This window comes from Dyadobacter sp. CY327 (genome assembly GCF_021390415.1).
In the GTDB taxonomy this organism is placed as follows: Bacteria; Bacteroidota; Bacteroidia; order Cytophagales; family Spirosomataceae; genus Dyadobacter; species Dyadobacter chenhuakuii.
The window spans coordinates 1,994,012-2,013,688 of record NZ_JAJUXJ010000001.1 but is presented as its reverse complement, the minus strand read 5'-3'; the positions used below and the strand labels follow the sequence as shown (position 1 = coordinate 2,013,688).

Sequence of the window (19,677 nt, the reverse complement as noted above, 5' to 3'; positions counted from 1 at the left end):
TCGCATGTTGAACAAACTAAAACAAACGAAGCGAACCAGTGATTACCAGTCCGCTTCACAGAAATATTGAAATAAGATTAAGGAATAACCCGCAATGTATGGGCGCCTCTGCCAACGCTGATCATCGCGCCCTGTTTTTTGAGCGAAGGCGAATCGCCTTTTGCAACCGTCCAGAACTCAACTCCTCCATTTCCTGTGCCATAAGCAAGATATTCAAAGACAGAAACGGCCACATTTGAACCATCCTTATCAAATGCAACGCTTTGCGGATAAATGCCTTCAAACGGATAATCAGCCACTTTTGTCAGTGCGCCCGTAGGCGCTGCAACTTTATATAATGTCAGCGAAGCGCCGGCTCCTGAACCTGCTTCCGTCCAGGGTGCACCGCTTTTGCCCGCATTGACGGTTACGAGCATAGAGCCGTCCGGGCTCACTGCAAACGATCCCGTATTTGTTCCGGCAGGAACCTGCGCGGCTACTTTATGTTCGATCGCGCCATCCATAGAGAAGTTAACAACATGGATTTCGCCGTCCCCGGTTCCTTTTCCAGGTGATGCCGCCTTGGTATCCAGCACAAAATAATGCCTTCCATCTGCCGAAAATTTACCAAAAGAAGGCTCCGCTCCCACTTTGATGGGTTTGCCAACCATTTCCACATTCTTTAACTTCCCTGCTTCCCGGATCACTTTATAAAGTCCTACTTCATTGGAGTTATCAAGTGTAAATGCGATGAAATCACCGGATGGGTGCCATGTAATGTCAATGATTTTATTTGCTGTATCAATGGCCGCAGGCAGGTTCAGGAAACGTGCAGGCTTGCCATCCGGCCCTGCCTCAATAAAAACGAGTTCTTTGCCGACATCATTGGTGGTCAGTATCAGTTCGTTTTTATTCACATCAATAGCATTCGGTTTGCGCCCGACTGAAAACCCAAATTTTGCTTTCGGCGCCGCCAGGTTAGTAATGTCCACGACGAACAATTTTTCTCCTGCCGGAAATTCGGTGAATGCATCCTTATATTCACTCACGCCATCCTCCGGACGCAGCCTGCTATCGAGCACATAAGCAAGCGTTCCGTTCGCCGGGACGGCTAATGTCTTTGAAGATGCAAGCACAGAATTGGATACGATAGCGCTTCCAAATCCCTTACTGCCTCTTTCAACTGGAAATTTAATGGTCGTCAGCAGATCTTTTGCTGTGTTATCCCTCAACAGCTTGCCATCGACCAGCGCTGATGCTGCCATGTCGGCATCTGAAACAACGACCAAACCCCGGGCATTAAAATTAATGGGTGATTGGGCAATCGCCGGAACTGCTCCCAAGGCTGCCAAACCAGCAAATAATGCGACTTTTTTCATAGAGTGAATTTAAGTTAAAGGTGGTTACATTATTAAAAGGGTGGTTAAACCAAAGAAACCTTGTAAAGGGTTTAAGCCTTACAAGGTTTCTTTTTCAATCCGCAATATACGACAAAAAAAGAAAAGCCCCGATAACAGCGTTACCGAGGCTAAAATCTTTGCTACAAAAAATTATGCTGCAACTGAAATTGAATTAACCAATCTGGCCAATTTCGACTTCTGGTTAGAAGCTTTTTTCTTGTGAATGATGTTTTTCTTTGCCAAACGATCCAACATTGAAGATACAGTTTTGTAAACTTCAACAGCTACTGCCTTATCGGTCGTATCACGCAATTTCTTTATGTATGAACGTGTAGTTTTGTGTTGGTAACGATTACGCAAACGCTTTGTTTCGTTAGCGCGGATTCTTTTTAATGCTGATTTATGATTTGCCATTTTGTAATGATAATTTTCTCTTCTTCTATTCGGTTTGCAAAAATAGAAATTGCTTGTTGAAATGCCAAATTTAGCTGTAAATATATTTGCTAAACCTTACAATACTCACTTGGGCATACGTTGCACATCCGAATTCAAATATTCTTCTATGCGGTTTTCCAATTCAGAATAAGGAATGTTGCTGTGCAGCTCACCTTCCACAGCAAGCGAAATTTTACCTGTCTGCTCCGAAATAACGATCACAATGGCGTCCGTAGCCTCGCTCATGCCCATGGCAGCACGATGCCTGAATCCCAGCGACGATGGAACATCGATGCCGTCGGCAACCGGTAAAACACACCTGGCCGCTTTCAAAATGCCGTCCACAATGATAATAGCGCCGTCATGCAGCTCACTATATTGATTAAATAAAGAAACCAGCAGCGGTTTGGAAACGCGGGCATCCAATAGTTCACCCGTCTCCACAAACTTGCCCAGATCGTCGCGCTTGTTGATAACTATGAGTGCCCCGGTAAAATTGGCGGCGATGGTTTTGGAAGCATCGACGATCTCTTTCAAATTTTTGCCTTTCAGGTCCAGCACCGAATTGCCCATCATTTTTTTTAGCAAACCATTATTGGTATAAATAGTCGATTTACCTATGATGAGCAAAAACCGCCGGATTTCCTGCTGAAAAATGACGATCAGTGCAACGGCTCCCACGCCCATGAAATATTGCAGGATAGCGGTGAGTAAGCCCAGTCCCAGCCCTTTTACCACCAGATAAAACACGTAAACAAACAGGTAACCCAGAAAAACCCGGCTCGCGATGCTTCCACGGACCAGTGTAAAAACCTGATAAAGAAGGATGGCCACCAAAAAAACATCCAGGACGTCAGCCCAATTGATGTTTAAAAAACCCACACGCATAAGAAAATCAATATTATTTCGCGACTAAATTACTCTTTTTAATTTACACTTGAAGTAGCCATCCACAGTTTAACAGCTTCCGCAGCGGGCCTAACATCGTGCACCCGAATGATGGAAGCCCCTCGTTCCAAAGCCATTGAATTCATCACAGACGTACCATTTAATGCTTCCGCAGCGGATATGCCTAACGTTTTATAAATGGTTGCTTTCCGCGAAATGCCAACCAGAAGCAGGCAGTCCAGCAAGCTGAATGCTGACAAATGATGCATCAACTCGAAATTCTGTTCCGTATTCTTGGCAAATCCGAAACCCGGATCCACAATAAGGTCCGCAACGCCCAAGGATCTCAGCTTGTCTATCTTCCCTTTCAAATCTTTCAAAACATCCGGAACGAGCTGATTATAAGTGGTCATCGTGCTCATCGTTTGTGGCGTTCCGCGCATATGCATTAATATGTAAGGAACGCGTAATGTGCTGACAACATCAAACATCTGATCGTCCAGAGTTCCTCCGGAAACATCATTAACGATGTGGGCACCTGTTTCTATTGCCCGCCTCGCTACTTCGGACCGAAATGTATCGACAGAAATAATCAGTTCAGGGAAATTTTTATTCAGTGGCACCACAGCCGACTCCACCCGGTCCGACTCTTCGGCCGCCTCCACTTCTTTTGCACCGGGACGTGTGGAATATCCGCCGATATCGACCATTATAGCGCCCTCTGCCAGCATCTGACCTGCTTTTGAGAGTAATTCATCTTCCGATCGCATCCGGCTTCCTTCGTAAAATGAATCGGGTGTAATGTTGAGAATCCCCATCACGGCTGGCGTGGACAGATCGAGCAGTTTGCCCCTGATGTTGAGCGTTTTTTTGCTAACTTGCAACATAAAATCTTGTTAAATCCAGACAAGGAAGTGATTATCAAAGTGTTTGATTTTCTTGTCTATTAAGCAGTAAACCAATTTTACGCAGTGAAATCCACAGAATCGGAATATCAGGAAATCATTCAGTATTGCCAAGATCTTTTCGCAAAAAAAAATAAAGATTACGGGACATCCTGGCGCATATTGCGCATCCCTTCCCTTACCGACCAGATATTCATCAAAGCGCAGCGCATCCGCACCATTCAGGAAAAAGGCATGCAGAAAGTGGATGAAGATGTTTCCTCAGAATTCATCGGAATTATCAATTATTGCGTGATGGCATTGATCCAGATCAACTCTATTGAGCAGAAGCAGGAGATCAATGACACCGAACTGACGACATTATACAATCAGCAAGTGAACGAAGTGAAGGAATTGCTGTTTAATAAAAATCATGATTACGGCGAAGCCTGGCGCGATATGCGCGTTAGTTCTATGACCGATATCATTCTCATGAAGTTATTAAGGATCAAGCAGATCGAGGATAATCAGGGATTAACCCTTGTTTCTGAGGGAGTTAAAGCTGGTTATCAGGACATTATCAACTATTCTGTCTTTTGCTTGATCAAATCCAATGCTTTGCAAACCAATTGATCCGGTATCGTCGTTACTGGCATTCCTAAAATTTTTGAAATGAAAATTCTTGCTCAGATCTCACGCGTCATTGTTGGCTTACTATTCATTTTTTCAGGCCTGATCAAGCTGAATGATCCCGTTGGAACGCAATACAAGCTGGAAGAGTATTTTGAAGTCTTTGCAATGGACCTGCCCCAGTTTCATGACTTTTTTATGGCGCTTGTTCCGCTGGCGCTTTACTTTTCAGTCTTTCTGTGTACGGCCGAAGTGGTGCTGGGCATTGCGCTGCTTGTAGGATATAAACCCAGAACAACCGCCTGGTCGCTCCTGCTGATCATTGTATTTTTTACCTTCCTGACATTCTATTCTGCTTATTTCAATAAAGTAACGGATTGCGGCTGCTTCGGCGCGGCGATCAAGCTCACGCCCTGGACTTCGTTTGGAAAAGACATTTTCCTGCTTGCGCTGATCCTGATCATCGTCTTTTACCGAAAGAAATTCAAAGCATTGCCCACCGGCATTATCGTCGTCATTTCGACCATTGCTTCGCTCGGCATTGCTGTTTACGCATTAAGGCATCTGCCCATTCTGGACCTGCTCCCCTACCGCGTCGGCGCCAGCATTCCGGCCCAACTGAAACCTTCCGAGCCATTGCGCTATCTGTATATTTTTGATAAAGGCGGCAAAGAAGTTGAGTTTGAAAAATATCCAAGTGATACCACATTGGTTTTCAAGGAAATGGTTGTGCTGAATGAGGACGCAAAGCCCAAAATAACAGATTACAAAGTTTGGAATGATGCAGGCGATTATACCGAGGAAACATTCAAAGGCAAGAAGCTTTTCCTGATCATTAAAAACCTGACAGACATTAATACTGCTGCCTTACCAGACATTAACAAGCTGATTAACAGGGTAAAAACTAAGGGCGTAGAACCCATTATCCTTACATCCGGCAATAGTGAAGAAATTGTAAAATTCCTGGCTGCGCATCAGCTCAATGCTCCTTACTACTATGTGGATGCCACGGTTTTAAAAACCATTTCCAGGTCCAATCCGGGCTTGTGGCTTTTGAAGGACGGCATAGTAAAAGGAAAATGGCATTATAACGATACGCCGGACGCAGAGGAAGTCATTGATCTGGTAAAATAATGAGCATGAAGAATGTCATATTAGTCGGTATGATGTCGTCAGGCAAATCGACATTGGGTAAAAAGCTGGCGAGACTGCTGGGTTACAAGTTTGTTGATCTGGATAAATTGATTGAAAAGGATCAGCAAAGCGACATTCCTGGCTTGTTTGCACAAAAGGGAGAACCGTACTTCCGTGAAGTAGAGAGCCGTATCTTGAAGGAACAGGCTTCACAGCAAGGCATCGTGCTGGCATCGGGCGGAGGAACACCTTGTTTTCATGATAATATGGCTTTTATTAAGGGAATGGGCATCAGTGTATTTCTGGATGTTCCTGCTTCCAGCCTGGCCAAAAGGATCCGCAGCCACGGCAAGGACGATCGCCCTATCTTGTCGGGAGCAACTTCGCTAGAAGAAACATTACAGAACAAAATCGATGAGCGCCTGCCTTTTTATTCACAAGCAGACATTGTTATAAAAGGTGAAATTGAAGCAAATCATTTACTAGAAATGCTCCATCCGTTATTGTAGAAAACCTGCATAACAGAAAAATGCCCTCAACAAGTGGATCACTGGTTGAGGGCATTTTCATTTACAGCTGAAATCGTTTTTAGAAATTCATCCCAAAAGTCATTACAACGTTTACCGGCCTGTGCGTCACTTCAACAGACGCATAGTTTTCGGGATTATTTAAGACATAGGGTGTATAAAGGGATTTGAATGTGCTCATTGTTCCGCTGAGGTCGGCAAAAAACCTGTCTTTACGAATGCCAGCTCCGGCTGAAAAAAGCAGCTTATCTCTTTTAATTCCGTCATTGTTTTGGTAAGGATCGCCAATATAAGCAGCGCCAAGCCTTGCCCGGAACAAATTCGCCCTGAACTCACCGCCTAATCTGAAATTATAAGAGCTGCGGAATGTGTCTCTAAGTTCAGCTTTTGTATTGGACTTAAATGCAGAGTTGTCACTGCTGCTCAGGTAATTTGTCCGAACACCCATAGCACTGTAATCCTGGTATTCCACAGATCCGGTTATGAAACCTCTGTCTTGTACAAAGAATGTTGCTCCAAAGTTTGCTTTTAGCGGACTTCTCAACGAATACACAAAGTCATTGGGCGCGATCGGCAGGTTCAAATAGGGAGGCTGGATCAATGTTCCATCCGGACCGGTTACACGGTCATCAACAAATTCAGTGCTGACATTTTGTGTAAAAGTCTCTTTGATAGAGCTGAATGTTGGACTGGTTAGCACACCGCCAAGCTGGAAAACAGGGTTAACCTTATAAATAACACCAAGAGCAAAATTCACCCCGTTGCCAGTTACGGTCAAAGCCTCATTTTGTTGGGTGTAGATCAACTCCGGACTGTTCACATAACTATCCTGAAAGGTACGGTCGTAATTATATCTGATCCTGCTGAAACCGAAATTGGCACCGATGTACAGTTTATCATTATAATTACCTGCATAGGCGATTGTCCACTGCGTATTCGCGCCGGTTGCCGTATAAGTTCCGAACTGGTCCACGACGCTGTTTTTATCAAGCGCGTTATAAGGAGGCCCGGCTTCTGACGATGGGCTTATCAGATACATTTGATAATAAGCTGCCGGAAGCGAGTAGGCCATCGGACCGCCATTGGAAGCGTTGCCCTCAAAGTCTGCGTCAAGCTGCTGGATAGAAACTTTGTTAGCATTAGCATCTTCAACCACTTTATCTACAAAGGCACTTTTGTCATTAGGCCCCGAGAATGTATAATGGTCCCGGAATGACTGCTGCCGTGAAAACGATATACCCAATGAAGAGCGTTTCCATTTGCGCTGAAATCCCGGCTGACTGGCTATTACCAACGAAGCCTGTGCAATGTTCAGGTTCCCTTTGTTTGCCGAGTTTTTATCGCCTAAGTAGCTGGTTTTCGTGTTGCTGGGCGTGATTCCCGGACTGAATGTAAGTTCGGATCTGGTATAAAATCCCAACCCGGCCGGGTTGCCATGAATTGAGCTTGGGTCACCTCCCAGCGAAGCATGGTTGCCGCCTAAGGACTGGAATCTGGCTGATCCGGTCTGGTCACTTTCGGAATATCGCAAAGCGTCTGTCGCGTATTGCGCGTAGGTTGTTGAGGAAGTTAAAAGGGCACAGAACACAGCGCCCCAAAGAAGTGGTTTAGTCATGTTTCAGATAAAGAATTCGACAGTTAGTTCAAATACTAATTAAACGAAAACCCTGCAAAATTATGACATCTTGCAGGGTTTGAAATTCATTTTAAGCGCAATTATCAGCCAATTATCTTGGTCCTCTTGAAGAAGAACGAGTTGCCCCGCCGCCTCCACCACCGCCACTGCTCGCAGGAGCACTGTAACTTCTGGATGGTGCGCTGTAAGTAGGCTGGCTGTATGTGCGTTGAGGAGCTGAGTAAGACTCGCTTCTGCTGCTCGGTGTTGAATAACTTCTTGTCGGAGCAGTATAGTCAGACTGGCTTCTCGTAGGTGCCGTATAAGTACTGCCACTTGAACCTCTTGAAGACCTTGGCGATGCCTGGTAGCTTCTTGTTGTTACGCCATCAGAAGAATAATTGCTTCCGCTGCTGGCACGTGGACGTGAGTAATATACATTGTTCCCTTCGCTTGAACCTCTGCTGCTGTTGTAAGAACTTCCAGCGGCTGTTCTTCCTCCCGCATCTGCAACGCCTGTTCTGTTACCTGATCTTGACGACCGTGGTGAAGAATAAGTATCATTGGCTGAAATCGTGCTGTTTGCTGCACTTCTGCCTGATCTGTTACCTGATGCACTGCGCGGAGAACCTACGTAATTTCCATTGCTGTTAGAGCGGCCGTTGCTCCTTGAACTAGTTCCGGCAACCACGCGTGGTCCGGCTGTTCTGGTCAGGCCTCTGCTTTCGTAATTGTTCACTACAACAACCGGACGACTGTAAGCCCATGGATTATAGCCATAACCACCTCCGTAGAAGCTATCATAACCGTATCCATACATGCTATTGTAGCCCCATGGAGAATAACCGAAGCCATTGTAACCGAAACCATTATAACCAAAAGGATCATAACCGAATCCGTACATGCTGTTCATCCCCCAGGGCGAGTAGCCATATCCCAGCATTGAACCCATTCCAAAACCTACGTAAGGACGAATTCTGCCATATCCGAACTGGAAGCCTAAATTCATCATGCTTCCGGGCCAGTAAGAACCCAAACCGCCAAAGCCGTAAGGATTAGCAAAACGGGATGCGCCGCGGTCGTAACCGTCTGCAAATCCGGCGTTATAGCCTGGATCCGGTGAAAGCGCACGATTTACACTTCTTGAAGACAAGTACGACTCATCGTAGTAATCACTTGTTCCTTCATCCGCATTGCCTGTATAGGCGTAGTCGGGATTGTCTGAGCGGGAAATATCTTGATCTGCACCCTGTTCTCCTCTCACTACGCCAGGGCCGGTGTTATTTCCGTAGAGGTCATCATAACCGCCTGATCGTGAAACATATTGATTTGTGGTACATCCCCAAGCTCCCAGCAACACTAGCAAAGAAAGATATTTTGCTTTATTGATCATCGTCATGGCTTTTAAGGATTAAAAGTTTGTTGCTAATATATATAAAATTTCGTTCCTAAGTACTAAGTAAACGTCCGTTACAATACATTAATTCCAAAGTTAACATAAAAAACTATCTTTGCAACTCGCGAAAAAACAGGGTAAACATAACGATATACTCCTTTTCATTTATCAAATAATCCTAATAATGAGTAAAGCCTTACCAACCCGAAGTGAAAATTACTCCGAATGGTACAATGAGTTAGTAAAAAGGGCCGACCTGGCCGAAAATTCCGCAGTAAGAGGCTGTATGGTGATCAAGCCGTATGGTTATTCGATCTGGGAGAAGATGCAGCGTGCTTTGGATGATATGTTTAAGGAAACAGGCCATTCCAATGCTTATTTCCCGCTTTTCATACCAAAATCATTTCTTAGCAAAGAGGCTTCACACGTGGAAGGCTTTGCCAAGGAATGCGCTGTTGTGACACATTATCGCCTCAAAAACGATCCCGATGGAAAAGGAGTCATTGTGGATCCGGATGCGAAACTGGAAGAAGAACTGATCGTTCGTCCTACTTCGGAAACGGTGATCTGGAGCACTTATAAGAACTGGATCCAATCCTACCGCGACCTGCCCTTGCTGATTAACCAATGGGCTAATGTGGTTCGCTGGGAAATGCGCACGCGGTTGTTTTTAAGGACGACCGAATTTTTATGGCAGGAAGGCCATACGGCGCATGCAACCTCCGCAGAAGCCATTGCAGAAACAGAACAAATGCTGGAAATATATGCGCAATTCGCTGAGGAATGGATGGCGCTTCCGGTTGTTAAAGGCGTAAAAACGGCTAACGAGCGTTTCGCAGGAGCAGTTAATACATATTGCATTGAAGCTTTGATGCAGGACGGTAAGGCCTTGCAAGCCGGAACTTCTCATTATCTGGGACAAAATTTCGCAAATGCTTTTGATGTCAAATTTCAGGATAAGGATGGTAAGCTGGAATATGTCTGGGGGACATCCTGGGGTGTAAGCACGCGGTTAATGGGCGCACTGATCATGGCGCATTCTGATGACGCCGGATTGGTTTTGCCTCCGAAACTGGCCCCTATCCAGGTGGTGATTGTTCCAATTTATAAAAATGAGGAGCAGCTGAATTTAATTTCTGAAAAAGTAAAAGAAATTTCCAAGGAGCTTAAAAAACTGGGGATCAGTGTGAAATTTGACAACAGTGATGCCTACAAACCTGGTTATAAATTTGCCGAGTATGAACTGAAAGGCGTTCCCGTGCGTCTTGCTATGGGTGCACGCGATCTTGAAAACGGAACGGTGGAGGTTGCACGCAGGGATACCAAAACGAAGGAAACGGTTTCTCTTGAAGGCATTGCCGAATTCATCCAATCGTTGCTGGACAACATTCAGGAATCCATTTACAACAAGGCACTTGCATTCCGCAAAGAGAACACGACAAAGGTCGATTCGTTTGAAGAATTCAATAAAGTGCTCGATTCCAAAGGTGGGTTTATTCTGGCGCATTGGGACGGCACATCAGAAACTGAGGAAAAGATCAAGGAAGAAACTAAGGCTACAATCCGCTGCATCCCCTTGGATCAGGTGAAAGAATCCGGCGTTTGTATTTACTCAGGAAAGCCTTCGGCAGGAAGAGTCGTTTTTGCCCGGGCATATTAATTTTATCAATCCGAAAACAGTTCATTTTCCGCTGTTAGTAAGGCATTTTTAACCATTTAAGATTTACAAGATGAAGCAGGCGCAGGCAGGTGACAATGTACAGGTCCATTACAAAGGGACTTTGACAGACGGACAACTTTTTGATTCTTCGGAAGGACGCGATCCGTTAAATTTCAAGCTGGGTAGCGGCCAGGTTATCAAAGGTTTTGATGATGGCGTTACAGGCATGGAAATCGGTGATAAAAAGACCATTCACATCCCGAATGCAGAAGCTTACGGCCCTGTAAATGAGGATATGGTTATCAATTTCGAACGCTCACAAATTCCTGCCGATATTCCCCTGGAAGTGGGCGGAACGCTTAATATGCATCAGGATGGCGGACGGGTTATCCCGGTTGTGGTGAAAGAAGTGACAGAAGAATATGTTATTCTGGATGCCAACCACCCATTAGCAGGTCAGGACCTGATTTTTGAGCTTGAATTGGTTGGGATCAACTAAGAAGTGTAGAAAATTAGAAGTTAAAAGCATAAAGTCAGATGAATGTCTGGCTTTATGCTTTTTTATTTGGCCAATTTCAGACTGAATGCTTCGGGTTTGTTGCGGGAGATTTTAAGCAGCACCTGTTTCTCTGCCAAATCATGCAGCATTCGTTCCGCCCGTTTTTCGGAAATATTAATGATCCGTGAAAAAACTTTGGCTGTTACCGAGTCCTGCTCCCTCAGATAAGTGATCAATGTCTTTATATGTCTGGATGCCAATAGTTTTTCCAGGTCGGCATCGGTTTCTCCCTGCATGAGCAGTTTTGGAATGGGAATGCTTTTGTCCTTTACCCGAATGTAAATGATCCGCATATCTTTCTCATTCACCGCATAATGTGGCTTGTCGGGGCTTTCGTCAACATCCACCTGCATCACCTTTTTTCCGTCAAGTAACGCAGATTTTATCTGGATCGTCAGCTTCGGCTCAATCAATCTACCCGTGGCCGTTTCCAGCTTTTTCAGCTCGGCCAGCTCGGAACCCACGCCCAGGATCGCGCCCGAATCGGCAATCCCGATCAATAGGCTGCCGCCGGAGGTGTTGGCGAACGATACAATGGTTTTAGCAATCTTGTACGGGCTGTCAATCGTCCTTTTAAATTCGGTCGTAAGCCCTTCTCCTTCTTTTATAATCTGTATGATGCTTTTTTCCTGCATTTAAATCAATCCATATTTTTTCCCTGGCAGCGACCGCACCATTCCCTGGAATTCCAGGTTAAGCAACAACGCCGCCAGTTTATTCAAGTGCATTCCGGCATTCCAGGAAAGTTCGTCGACTTGCATAATGCCTTTCTGCCGGAGCAATGCCAATATCTGGCTTTCGTCTTGTGTAAACCCTTCAAAGCTTGCCTGCATCTGGACCGGACGAACTTCCGCAGGCTCGTCTCCTGCCTGCTCCCAGCCCATCGCCACCGCCATATCCTCAACAGACGTGAATATGGACGCTTTGTTGTCCCGGATCAGAAAGTTACAACCTTCTGAATGCACGCTGCCAAGCATGCCGGGCACTGCGTAAACATCGCGGTGGTAATTCTGAGCAAACTCGACCGTAATCAGGCTGCCGCCCTTCCGCGCCGACTCTACCACAATGGTAACATCACTCAGCCCCGCAATGATTCGGTTCCTTGCCGGAAATCTCATAAAATCGGGTTTGGTAGCGAGTGCATTCTCGGTAACAAGGCCACCATTTTCCTGCATTTCGAATGCTGTTTTTTTGTGTGCAAAAGGATAGATGACGTCCAGGCCGCTTGCCATGACGCCGATCGTCGGCATATTGTGCTTCAGACAAGCCCGGTGGGCGGTGATATCCACACCAAATGCCAGGCCGCTCACGACCATTACATGATAAGGTTCCAGCTCCTTAATAATGGTTTCCGTCACCGATTTCCCATAGTCACTCACCTGCCGCGTCCCGACGATGCCCACCGTCCGGCTCATATTAAAGTCAAAATTGCCGCGTGAGTAAAGGACAATGGGTGAATCGTAAAGCGATTTCAGTCTGGCCGGATAAGCCGGGTCAGTAAAGAAGTGCAGGTTGGTTGCGGTGTTGTTGCAGCTGCGGAATTCCTTTTCAGCCATTCCAAGCGATTCCTTGTTTAATATCGCCCTGGCTACTTTATCGCCAACGCCGGGAATGTGGATGAGTTTTCGGTAGTCGGATTTAAATACTTTCTCGGCGCCGCCGCAATGACTGATTAGCTGCCGGATGGTAACTGCGCCGACTCCGGGCGTGTGTATAAGCGCGAGTGTACAGATCTTTTCGTACTCTGTTAATTCCAACATGATAGTGTGTTTTGAGTGGCATACAATTTGCCTATATACGTAATGAAGATAAATCAAAAATAACAAAAATCCTCAAAGGGAATATGGATAATTTACAGGCCGCTGAAACAGAACCGGTTCAGAGTTTTGAAGGAATGGGTGCGACGTGCTACCCGGAAGGAGTTTATTACAGGGTGTGGGCGCCACACGCGGAAAGTGTTTCGGTAGTGGGGACTTTTAATGATTGGAAAGCAGATGCAAATCCCCTTTCACAAGAAGAAAACGGACATTGGGGTGCACTTATAGAGAATTCGAAGGAAGGTGATGAATACAAGTTTGTTTTACAGACACCATCCGGAGAATTGCACAGAAACGATCCTTATGCATTGAAGATGACCAACTCGGCTGGAAACTGTGTGGTTTACAACCACGCAAGTTTCGATTGGCAGGATGTTGGTTTTGAAATTCCAAGCTGGCACGAGCTGGTTATATATGAGCTTCACGTTGGAACATTCCATGTGAAGGAAGAAGGTCAAATCGGAACGTTACACACCGCTATTGAAAAGCTGCCATATCTCAAAGATATGGGCTTCAACGCTGTTGAATTAATGCCCTGTTCTGAGTTTCCAGGATCGCGCTCGTGGGGATATAATCCCGCAAGTCCTTTTGCGATAGAATCTGATTACGGCGGCCCTGATGGCTTGAAAGCATTCGTAAAGGCAGCACATGAGGCCGGCATAGCCGTTATTCTGGATGTGGTATATAATCACTTCGGGCCTTCGGACCTGGACATCTGGCAATTTGACGGATGGCATGAGAACGATGGCGGCGGCATTTACTTTTATAACGACTGGCGTGCAGAAACGCCTTGGGGCAGCACCCGCCCGGATTACGGCCGTGGCGAAGTAAGACAATACATTCATGACAATGCCATGATGTGGCTGCGCGAGTTCCGTGTAGACGGCCTGAGAATGGATATGGTCCCTTACATACGGAATGTGAAAGCAGACGGAAATCCTGGTAACGATATACCTGAGGGCATTTCATTAATGCAATGGATCAATAAAGACATTCGCGAATGTTATCCAAACTGCATTACCATTGCAGAAGATATGCATTCGCTGGACTTCATTACGGACTCTGTCGAAGATGGAGGCCTGGGCTACGGTTCTCAATGGGATGCCAGGTTTGTGCATTCAGTTCGTGAAGCCATTATCACCGCTAATGATCAGGATCGGAATATGGAGGATGTTGTTGAAGCGATTACACACCGTTACAATGAAGATTCCTTTCAACGCATTATTTATACGGAATCACACGACGAGGTGGCTAATGGTCAGGCGCGGGTGGCGGAAGAGATTGCAGATGGCGATGTAAATAACTGGTATTCTAAAAAACGCGCTGCTCTGGGCGTTGCGCTGGTGCTTACTTCACCAGGCATTCCAATGGTTTTCCAGGGACAACCCTTGTTAGAAGATAAATGGTTTTCCGACAGCGACCCGATTGATTGGTCAAGACTGGAAAAATTCAGTGGATTTGCAAATTTACACCGTGATATGATCCATATGCGCCGGAACTGGTTTGGTGTAACCAAAGGGCTGCAAGGACAGAATGTTGAGATCATTCGCGCCGATAAAGACAAGAAAGTGATCGTGATGCACCGTTGGAGTGAAGGCGGGCCAAAAGACAGCGTTGTTGTCGTACTGAATTTCTCAGTTGAAACATTCCATGACTATAAAGTTGGTTTCCCAAGAGCAGGGAAATGGCACTTGCGATTCAACAGCGACAATGAGCAATACGATCCGGAATTCTCCCATCTCGGCGTGTTTGACATTGAAACAACGGATGGTGAATTTGACGGTCTGTCGGCTTATGCAGAATTGCAAATCCCACCTTACTCAGTGCTTGTATTCTCTCAGGAGGATTAATTATAAACCTATGATAAATGCAAAAGACCGGCTCATCACCGGTCTTTTTTTGCTATTCAATAATCCTGAAAATCCGGTCCCAGCGTATTTTATTTAAAAAACTAACGGGATCGGGATCCAGTGACATCCATACAAAAACTGCTTTTCCAACAATGTGGTCTTTGGGCACAAATCCCCAATATCTCGAATCGGCTGAATTGTGCCGGTTATCGCCCATCATGAAATAGTAATCCTGGTGAAATGTGTAATCGGTTAACACTTTTCCATTTTGAAGGATTTCCCCTTCCTTAATCTCTACGTTATCATTGCCGTCATAATTTCTGATCACCTCTCCGTAAAGGGCAATGTTCAGAGGCGACATTGGAATGGTCAATCCTTCTTTCGGCACGATGATAGGGCCATAATTGTCTTTATTCCAATACATTAAATCCGTCTTTGGAAATAGAAAAGGCTCTTTCAGTCCTATGCTGCTGTAAATAGGCTCAATTCTTTTTACAAAATCAAAACCCTTTAACTTCTCAGCAATCGCGCTGGTTGTCTTGACAATGTAGCCCGACTGATCATTGGAAGCAATGGTGTCGTTAAACGTTTCCGTGAATTGGGAGAAGTCCGTAATGCCATTTTTGCGAAACACATTTTGTTCGTTCACCGGCGTAGATGTGGACACAAAATATTCACTCTGCATCCGGACCGGATTCTTTTGCGCTGCCCCATTCACATACACCTGGCCACCCCTTACTTCGAGCTTATCGCCTGCGATAGCAACACATCTTTTGATATAATTGGACCTCAGATCCAGCGGATGCGGATGCAGGTCCGGCAGCACGGAACTGTATTTATCATATGCATTGGGATGCTCCACCGGTAAATTAAAAACCACCACATCGCCCCGTTTCACATCCGCAAATCCCGGAAGCCGGTATTGCGGCAGCTGTATCCAATCCAGGTAAGACGGAATTTTCGTGCCCCAGATCGTTTGATGCGTGAGTGGCATTTGCAACGGTGTAACGGGTGTAGTTGTGCCATAATGCAGCCTGCTCACAAACAGATAATCGCCTACTAAAAGCGAATTCTCCATAGAAGATGTTGGAATAACAAAAGCGCTGAAAAACAGCCAACGGATCAATGTTGCAGCAATAACCGCGAACAGCACAGAATCCAGCCATTCCCGGAATGCAGATTTTTTAGGCTTAACTTGTTGAGGCTTTTGAGGAATAGAAGTGACAGACATAATGCCGAATTGTAATTTCTTGGCAATATAATGCTTATCTTAATAACAAGTTAATAGTTATATAATGTTTATTTATATATCAAAAAATAAGGAGCACATGTTGCGCTCCTTACCATTTCCATGTATAATGTCTGCTGCTTAGTTGATCACACGGAACAAACGGTTCCATCTGATCTTATTAAAGAAGCTCGTAGGATTTGGATCGATGGACATCCAGACGAAAACCGCCTTTCCCACTATGTGATCCATCGGCACAAATCCCCAATAGCGCGAATCAGCCGAATTATGACGGTTATCCCCCATCATGAAATAGTAATCCTGCTTAAATGTGTAGCTTGTAATGGCCTTACCAGCCACTTTCAAAGATTTTTCGTCAAACTCCACGCCTTCCAGTCCTTCATAATTCTTGATGACGGGACCATATGTCGCAATATTTTCAGGAGTCAGCTGGACGGTCGCCCCTTCTTTGGGAACGGTGATGGGGCCGTAATTATCGCGGTTCCATTTGAACAAAGAGGAATTCGGATACAGCATGGGCTCGCTAATGTCCTTCGATGATTTAACCAATGTAATGCCTTTTACAAAATCATAGGCTTTCAGTTTAGCTGCAATTTCCACAGTTGTGAAAACCAGGTAACCCATTTGGTCATTGGAAGGAATTGTATCATTAAAGCTCTCAGTATACGCATTGTACTCCGAGATACCGTTTTCCTTAAACACTTTTTCCTCATTCACAGAAGTCGTCGTCGCAACGAAATATTCATTCTCCATCCGAACCGGATTTTCAACCGCAGTGCCATTGGCATAAACCTGCAAATCCCTCACTTCCAGCTTATCTCCGGGCAATCCCATGCATCGCTTGATGTAATTTGTTTTCAAATCAACCGGATGTTGCAGTTCGGGCGGATAGTTGAAAACAACAACGTCTCCCCTTTTCACTTCGCTGAAACCAGGCAGGCGATATTGTGGCAATTGAATAGCATCTGAATAGGAAGGAATGCTGGTTCCCCATATCGTTTGATGTGTTAATGGCACTTGCAGGGGCGTTTTGGGCGTCCTGGTGCCATAATGCAGCTTGCTGACAAACAAGAAATCACCTACCAAAAGGCTGTTCTCCATGGACGGCGTCGGGATTGTAAAAGCTTCGAAAAACAACCAACGGATCAAGGTCGCGGCAACAACAGCAAAAAGTATGGAATCGAACCATTCTCTGACCGGCGATTTTCTTTTGCCGGTGTGAGCAGTTCGGGAAGTCATTTCTTTATTAATAGCCATGCTATAATCAATTGATAGTTAAGAGTTTATATTTAGATTTTCAGGAGGTCATTCATACCAAAAACACCATTTCTGCCAGGAAGCCATTCGGCCGAAACCACGGCGCCCAATGCAAAACCTGCCCGACTGTGCGCAGTATGTGAAATTTCAATGGTATCCACTTCCGACTCATAGCGTACAATGTGCGTTCCGGGCACTTCACCCTCCCTTTTGGAGGTAATTTGCAGGTAACCGCTTTCCGTTTCAGGAGCCAGTTTCCATCCTTCCAGGTTGTCTATCTCGTCTGTAATCGCTTCCGCGAGTGTGATTGCCGTGCCGCTGGGCGCGTCCAGCTTGTGAATGTGGTGAATTTCGGTCATGTATTGCTCGTAACCATGTCCGTTCATCAGCCTGGCCAGCTGACGGTTGAGGCGAAAGAAAAGGTTTACACCAATGCTGTAATTGGAAGCATAAAAGAAAGCACCGTTTTGCTGCACACAAAGCTTTTCAATTTCTGCCCGGTGTTCGAGCCAGCCGGTTGTGCCGCTTACTACGGGCCAGCCTTTTTTCAAACAGTATGTAATATTGTGATAGGCAGCTTCGGGAGCACTGAATTCAATGGCAACATCCACATCGGCAGGCTGCAATGCATCCATTTCCGAGCGGTTATCAATGTCAATTTTCCCTACGATTGAATGTCCTCTTTCGAGTGCAATCTTTTCAATCGTCTTTCCCATCTTTCCATATCCCAATAATAAAATCCTCATTAACGTAAATTTATTCTGTACTAAATTATTTTAGGTTAAAAACCAGCCTCACTCCGGGTGTCGGCGTCAGCATAGCAGGTTGGTTCAGTTTCGGCTCGACTCTTAATGTAAGGTCTTCCGACAAATCGAATGTCTTCAAATGTGCCGCCACGTTCGCCTCGACGATGGATAATGTATAGATCAAACCCGACACAATTAAAGCAAAACCCCGATTGCGTCGCCAGTAATTTTTGCCTCTCGCAGCCTGGTCACGCGTTGCTACGGTCATTTCACTGTTTGTATTCAACAAATTGCGAACCCGTATCGCCTTGGTTGAATCTGGTGTTAAGCCTTTCTTAATGCTTCCGTAAGTCGGACTGTTTGGATCAAGATCATAAAAGGATCTGTAAGTGTCCAGGTAATCGTGATATTTCAGTGAGTTGAGATAATAAGCATACAATCCACCTCCAAAAGCAATGTAAACGATAGGAAGTTTCCAGTAATCGCGGTTATAGATCTGCCCTCCTCCCGGAATCAATGCAAGCCTTGTCGCCGTTTTTGGGACCGGGAAAAATTTCTTTTCTTTTTTCTTCCCTGTCAGTGAATCTATTTCGCCAATTAGCGTGCTATCTGTTGTGATAATCTGCGCCTCACCGCGTTGCAATGTGTCCTTTTTTGATTTTTGTGCGATTGCTTCCACCGAAAACAACACCAATGCGAGAAGCCAAAACCAGTTTTTCAATCTTATTTAAATTTCAGTGTTTCCAGAATCTTTTTGAGCTCGTCCTGAGAAGCAAAGGGGATCTTGATTTCGCCTTTGTTGTCATTATTGCTTTTTACGGAAACCTTAGCCCCGAAAAAGGACGATAATTGAAACTGTAACGACTTAATTTCTTGATTAATTGTTGCCTGTTTTTTGCTCGCAAATGAGATATTACTCATCATTCCCAGCTTTCTGACCTCCTCTTCCACTTTTCGCACCGACCAGCCCTCTTCAATTATTTTGTTAAAAATCTTTAATTGACTCTGATCGCTGTTAATGGTGATAATGGCACGTGCATGCCCCATGCTGATCTGGTTGTCGCGCAATGCGGCCTGGATTACCGGTGGCAATTTTAGCAAACGGATATAGTTGTTGACCGTCGTGCGGTTCTTGCCCACGCGAACGCCCAGTTCTTCCTGTTTAAGGTTACATTCCAAAATCAGCCTCTGATAGCTGAGCGCAATTTCTATCGAGTTCAGGTTTTCCCGCTGAATGTTCTCGATCAGCGCCATTTCCAGCATTTGCTGGTCATTGGCAGTCCTTATGTAGGCAGGAATGGCAGTCATTCCAATGGACCTGGAAGCCTGCAAACGCCTTTCACCAGAGATCAGCTGATAGCTGTCTTCGGACAATTGTCTTACGGTAATGGGTTGGATAATGCCCTGAACGCGAATGGAATCCGCTAATTCCTGCAAGGATTCCTGATCGAATTTCGTGCGGGGCTGGTAAGGGTTTGCCTCGATAAGGCTCACATCAATTTCGCTCATCGAACCTACGACGTCCGTTGAAGACGGCCGTTCTTTGGTCCTGTGCGTATTTACTTTTTCAGAATCCTGAAGAAGCGCTCCGAGGCCTCTTCCCAATCCTGTCATTTTCTTGGCTTTACTGTTCTCCATTGCTTTCTCGCTA

General features: G+C 45.4%; 19 protein-coding genes. 6 read left to right on the top strand and 13 right to left on the bottom strand.

Features of this window, described 5'->3' with window-relative positions; genetic code table 11:
• Nucleotides 1–77 precede the first annotated feature (77 nt).
• The 4 genes from LZG74_RS08440 to folP form a co-directional block, all read right to left on the bottom strand.
• Complete coding sequence (locus LZG74_RS08440) at nucleotides 78–1,358, bottom strand: beta-propeller fold lactonase family protein (RefSeq protein WP_233796112.1); 1,281 nt, start codon at nucleotides 1,356–1,358, stop codon at nucleotides 78–80.
• Between the two features lie 171 nt (nucleotides 1,359–1,529).
• Nucleotides 1,530–1,793 (bottom strand): 30S ribosomal protein S20, encoded by a 264-nt coding sequence (gene rpsT / locus LZG74_RS08435; RefSeq protein ID WP_233796111.1) that lies wholly within the window; start codon nucleotides 1,791–1,793, stop codon nucleotides 1,530–1,532.
• A gap of 105 nt (nucleotides 1,794–1,898) precedes the next feature.
• Entirely contained in the window at nucleotides 1,899–2,702 is an 804-nt protein-coding gene (cdaA, locus tag LZG74_RS08430; protein ID WP_233796110.1) for a diadenylate cyclase CdaA, read from the bottom strand.
• A gap of 38 nt (nucleotides 2,703–2,740) precedes the next feature.
• Nucleotides 2,741–3,589: a dihydropteroate synthase gene (gene folP / locus LZG74_RS08425; protein ID WP_233796109.1), complete on the bottom strand. Its 849-nt coding sequence runs from the start codon at nucleotides 3,587–3,589 to the stop codon at nucleotides 2,741–2,743.
• 84 nt (nucleotides 3,590–3,673) lie between these two features.
• On the opposite strand from folP, the gene LZG74_RS08420 reads away from it, so the two are divergent.
• Genes LZG74_RS08420 through LZG74_RS08410 form a run of 3 tightly spaced genes read left to right on the top strand, consistent with a single transcriptional unit; the run spans nucleotide 3,674 to nucleotide 5,859 of the window.
• On the top strand, nucleotides 3,674–4,219 hold the full coding sequence (locus LZG74_RS08420; protein ID WP_233796108.1) for a DUF1599 domain-containing protein: 546 nt from the start codon (nucleotides 3,674–3,676) through the stop codon (nucleotides 4,217–4,219).
• 39 nt (nucleotides 4,220–4,258) lie between these two features.
• Complete coding sequence (locus LZG74_RS08415) at nucleotides 4,259–5,350, top strand: BT_3928 family protein (protein WP_233796107.1); 1,092 nt, start codon at nucleotides 4,259–4,261, stop codon at nucleotides 5,348–5,350.
• Nucleotides 5,351–5,355: 5 nt separating this feature from the next.
• Nucleotides 5,356–5,859, top strand: coding sequence for a shikimate kinase (locus LZG74_RS08410; RefSeq protein WP_233796106.1), 504 nt, complete (start codon nucleotides 5,356–5,358; stop codon nucleotides 5,857–5,859).
• A 79-nt stretch (nucleotides 5,860–5,938) separates the two neighbouring features.
• Here LZG74_RS08410 and LZG74_RS08405 read toward each other — a convergent pair whose 3' ends face one another.
• A complete protein-coding gene (locus tag LZG74_RS08405; protein ID WP_233796105.1) occupies nucleotides 5,939–7,492 on the bottom strand; it encodes a hypothetical protein in 1,554 nt (517 codons plus the stop codon).
• Between the two features lie 112 nt (nucleotides 7,493–7,604).
• Entirely contained in the window at nucleotides 7,605–8,891 is a 1,287-nt protein-coding gene (locus tag LZG74_RS08400; RefSeq protein ID WP_233796104.1) for a hypothetical protein, read from the bottom strand.
• Nucleotides 8,892–9,072: 181 nt separating this feature from the next.
• Here LZG74_RS08400 and proS point away from each other — a divergent pair, with 181 nt between their 5' ends.
• A complete protein-coding gene (gene proS / locus LZG74_RS08395) occupies nucleotides 9,073–10,548 on the top strand; it encodes a proline--tRNA ligase (protein WP_233796103.1) in 1,476 nt (491 codons plus the stop codon).
• A 70-nt stretch (nucleotides 10,549–10,618) separates the two neighbouring features.
• Nucleotides 10,619–11,047, top strand: a complete 429-nt coding sequence (locus LZG74_RS08390) for a peptidylprolyl isomerase (RefSeq protein ID WP_233796102.1) — start codon at nucleotides 10,619–10,621, stop codon at nucleotides 11,045–11,047.
• A 62-nt stretch (nucleotides 11,048–11,109) separates the two neighbouring features.
• On the opposite strand, the gene LZG74_RS08385 is transcribed toward LZG74_RS08390, so the two are convergent.
• The gene (locus LZG74_RS08385; RefSeq protein ID WP_233796101.1) at nucleotides 11,110–11,742 is read right to left on the bottom strand and encodes a helix-turn-helix domain-containing protein; all 633 of its coding nucleotides are present in this window, start codon (nucleotides 11,740–11,742) and stop codon (nucleotides 11,110–11,112) included.
• Nucleotides 11,743–12,867, bottom strand: a complete 1,125-nt coding sequence (gene dprA, locus LZG74_RS08380) for a DNA-processing protein DprA (protein WP_233796100.1) — start codon at nucleotides 12,865–12,867, stop codon at nucleotides 11,743–11,745.
• 83 nt (nucleotides 12,868–12,950) lie between these two features.
• Between dprA and LZG74_RS08375 the strand changes: the two genes are divergently transcribed.
• Nucleotides 12,951–14,774, top strand: coding sequence for an alpha-amylase family glycosyl hydrolase (locus LZG74_RS08375; protein ID WP_233796099.1), 1,824 nt, complete (start codon nucleotides 12,951–12,953; stop codon nucleotides 14,772–14,774).
• Between the two features lie 52 nt (nucleotides 14,775–14,826).
• Here the strand turns inward: LZG74_RS08375 and lepB (LZG74_RS08370) are convergent, their stop codons facing one another.
• From lepB (LZG74_RS08370) to LZG74_RS08350, 5 genes are all read right to left on the bottom strand, one after another.
• Nucleotides 14,827–16,005 carry a signal peptidase I gene (lepB, locus tag LZG74_RS08370; RefSeq protein WP_233796098.1) on the bottom strand — a complete coding sequence of 393 codons (1,179 nt, stop codon included), beginning with the start codon at nucleotides 16,003–16,005 and terminating at the stop codon, nucleotides 14,827–14,829.
• A 138-nt stretch (nucleotides 16,006–16,143) separates the two neighbouring features.
• Nucleotides 16,144–17,280, bottom strand: a complete 1,137-nt coding sequence (gene lepB, locus LZG74_RS08365; protein WP_233796097.1) for a signal peptidase I — start codon at nucleotides 17,278–17,280, stop codon at nucleotides 16,144–16,146.
• A 32-nt stretch (nucleotides 17,281–17,312) separates the two neighbouring features.
• Nucleotides 17,313–18,026: a 4-hydroxy-tetrahydrodipicolinate reductase gene (gene dapB, locus LZG74_RS08360; protein ID WP_026630312.1), complete on the bottom strand. Its 714-nt coding sequence runs from the start codon at nucleotides 18,024–18,026 to the stop codon at nucleotides 17,313–17,315.
• Between the two features lie 25 nt (nucleotides 18,027–18,051).
• Nucleotides 18,052–18,747, bottom strand: a complete 696-nt coding sequence (locus tag LZG74_RS08355) for a DUF5683 domain-containing protein (protein ID WP_026630313.1) — start codon at nucleotides 18,745–18,747, stop codon at nucleotides 18,052–18,054.
• A 2-nt stretch (nucleotides 18,748–18,749) separates the two neighbouring features.
• Nucleotides 18,750–19,664: a ParB/RepB/Spo0J family partition protein gene (locus LZG74_RS08350; protein WP_233796096.1), complete on the bottom strand. Its 915-nt coding sequence runs from the start codon at nucleotides 19,662–19,664 to the stop codon at nucleotides 18,750–18,752.
• Nucleotides 19,665–19,677: the final 13 nt, after the last annotated feature.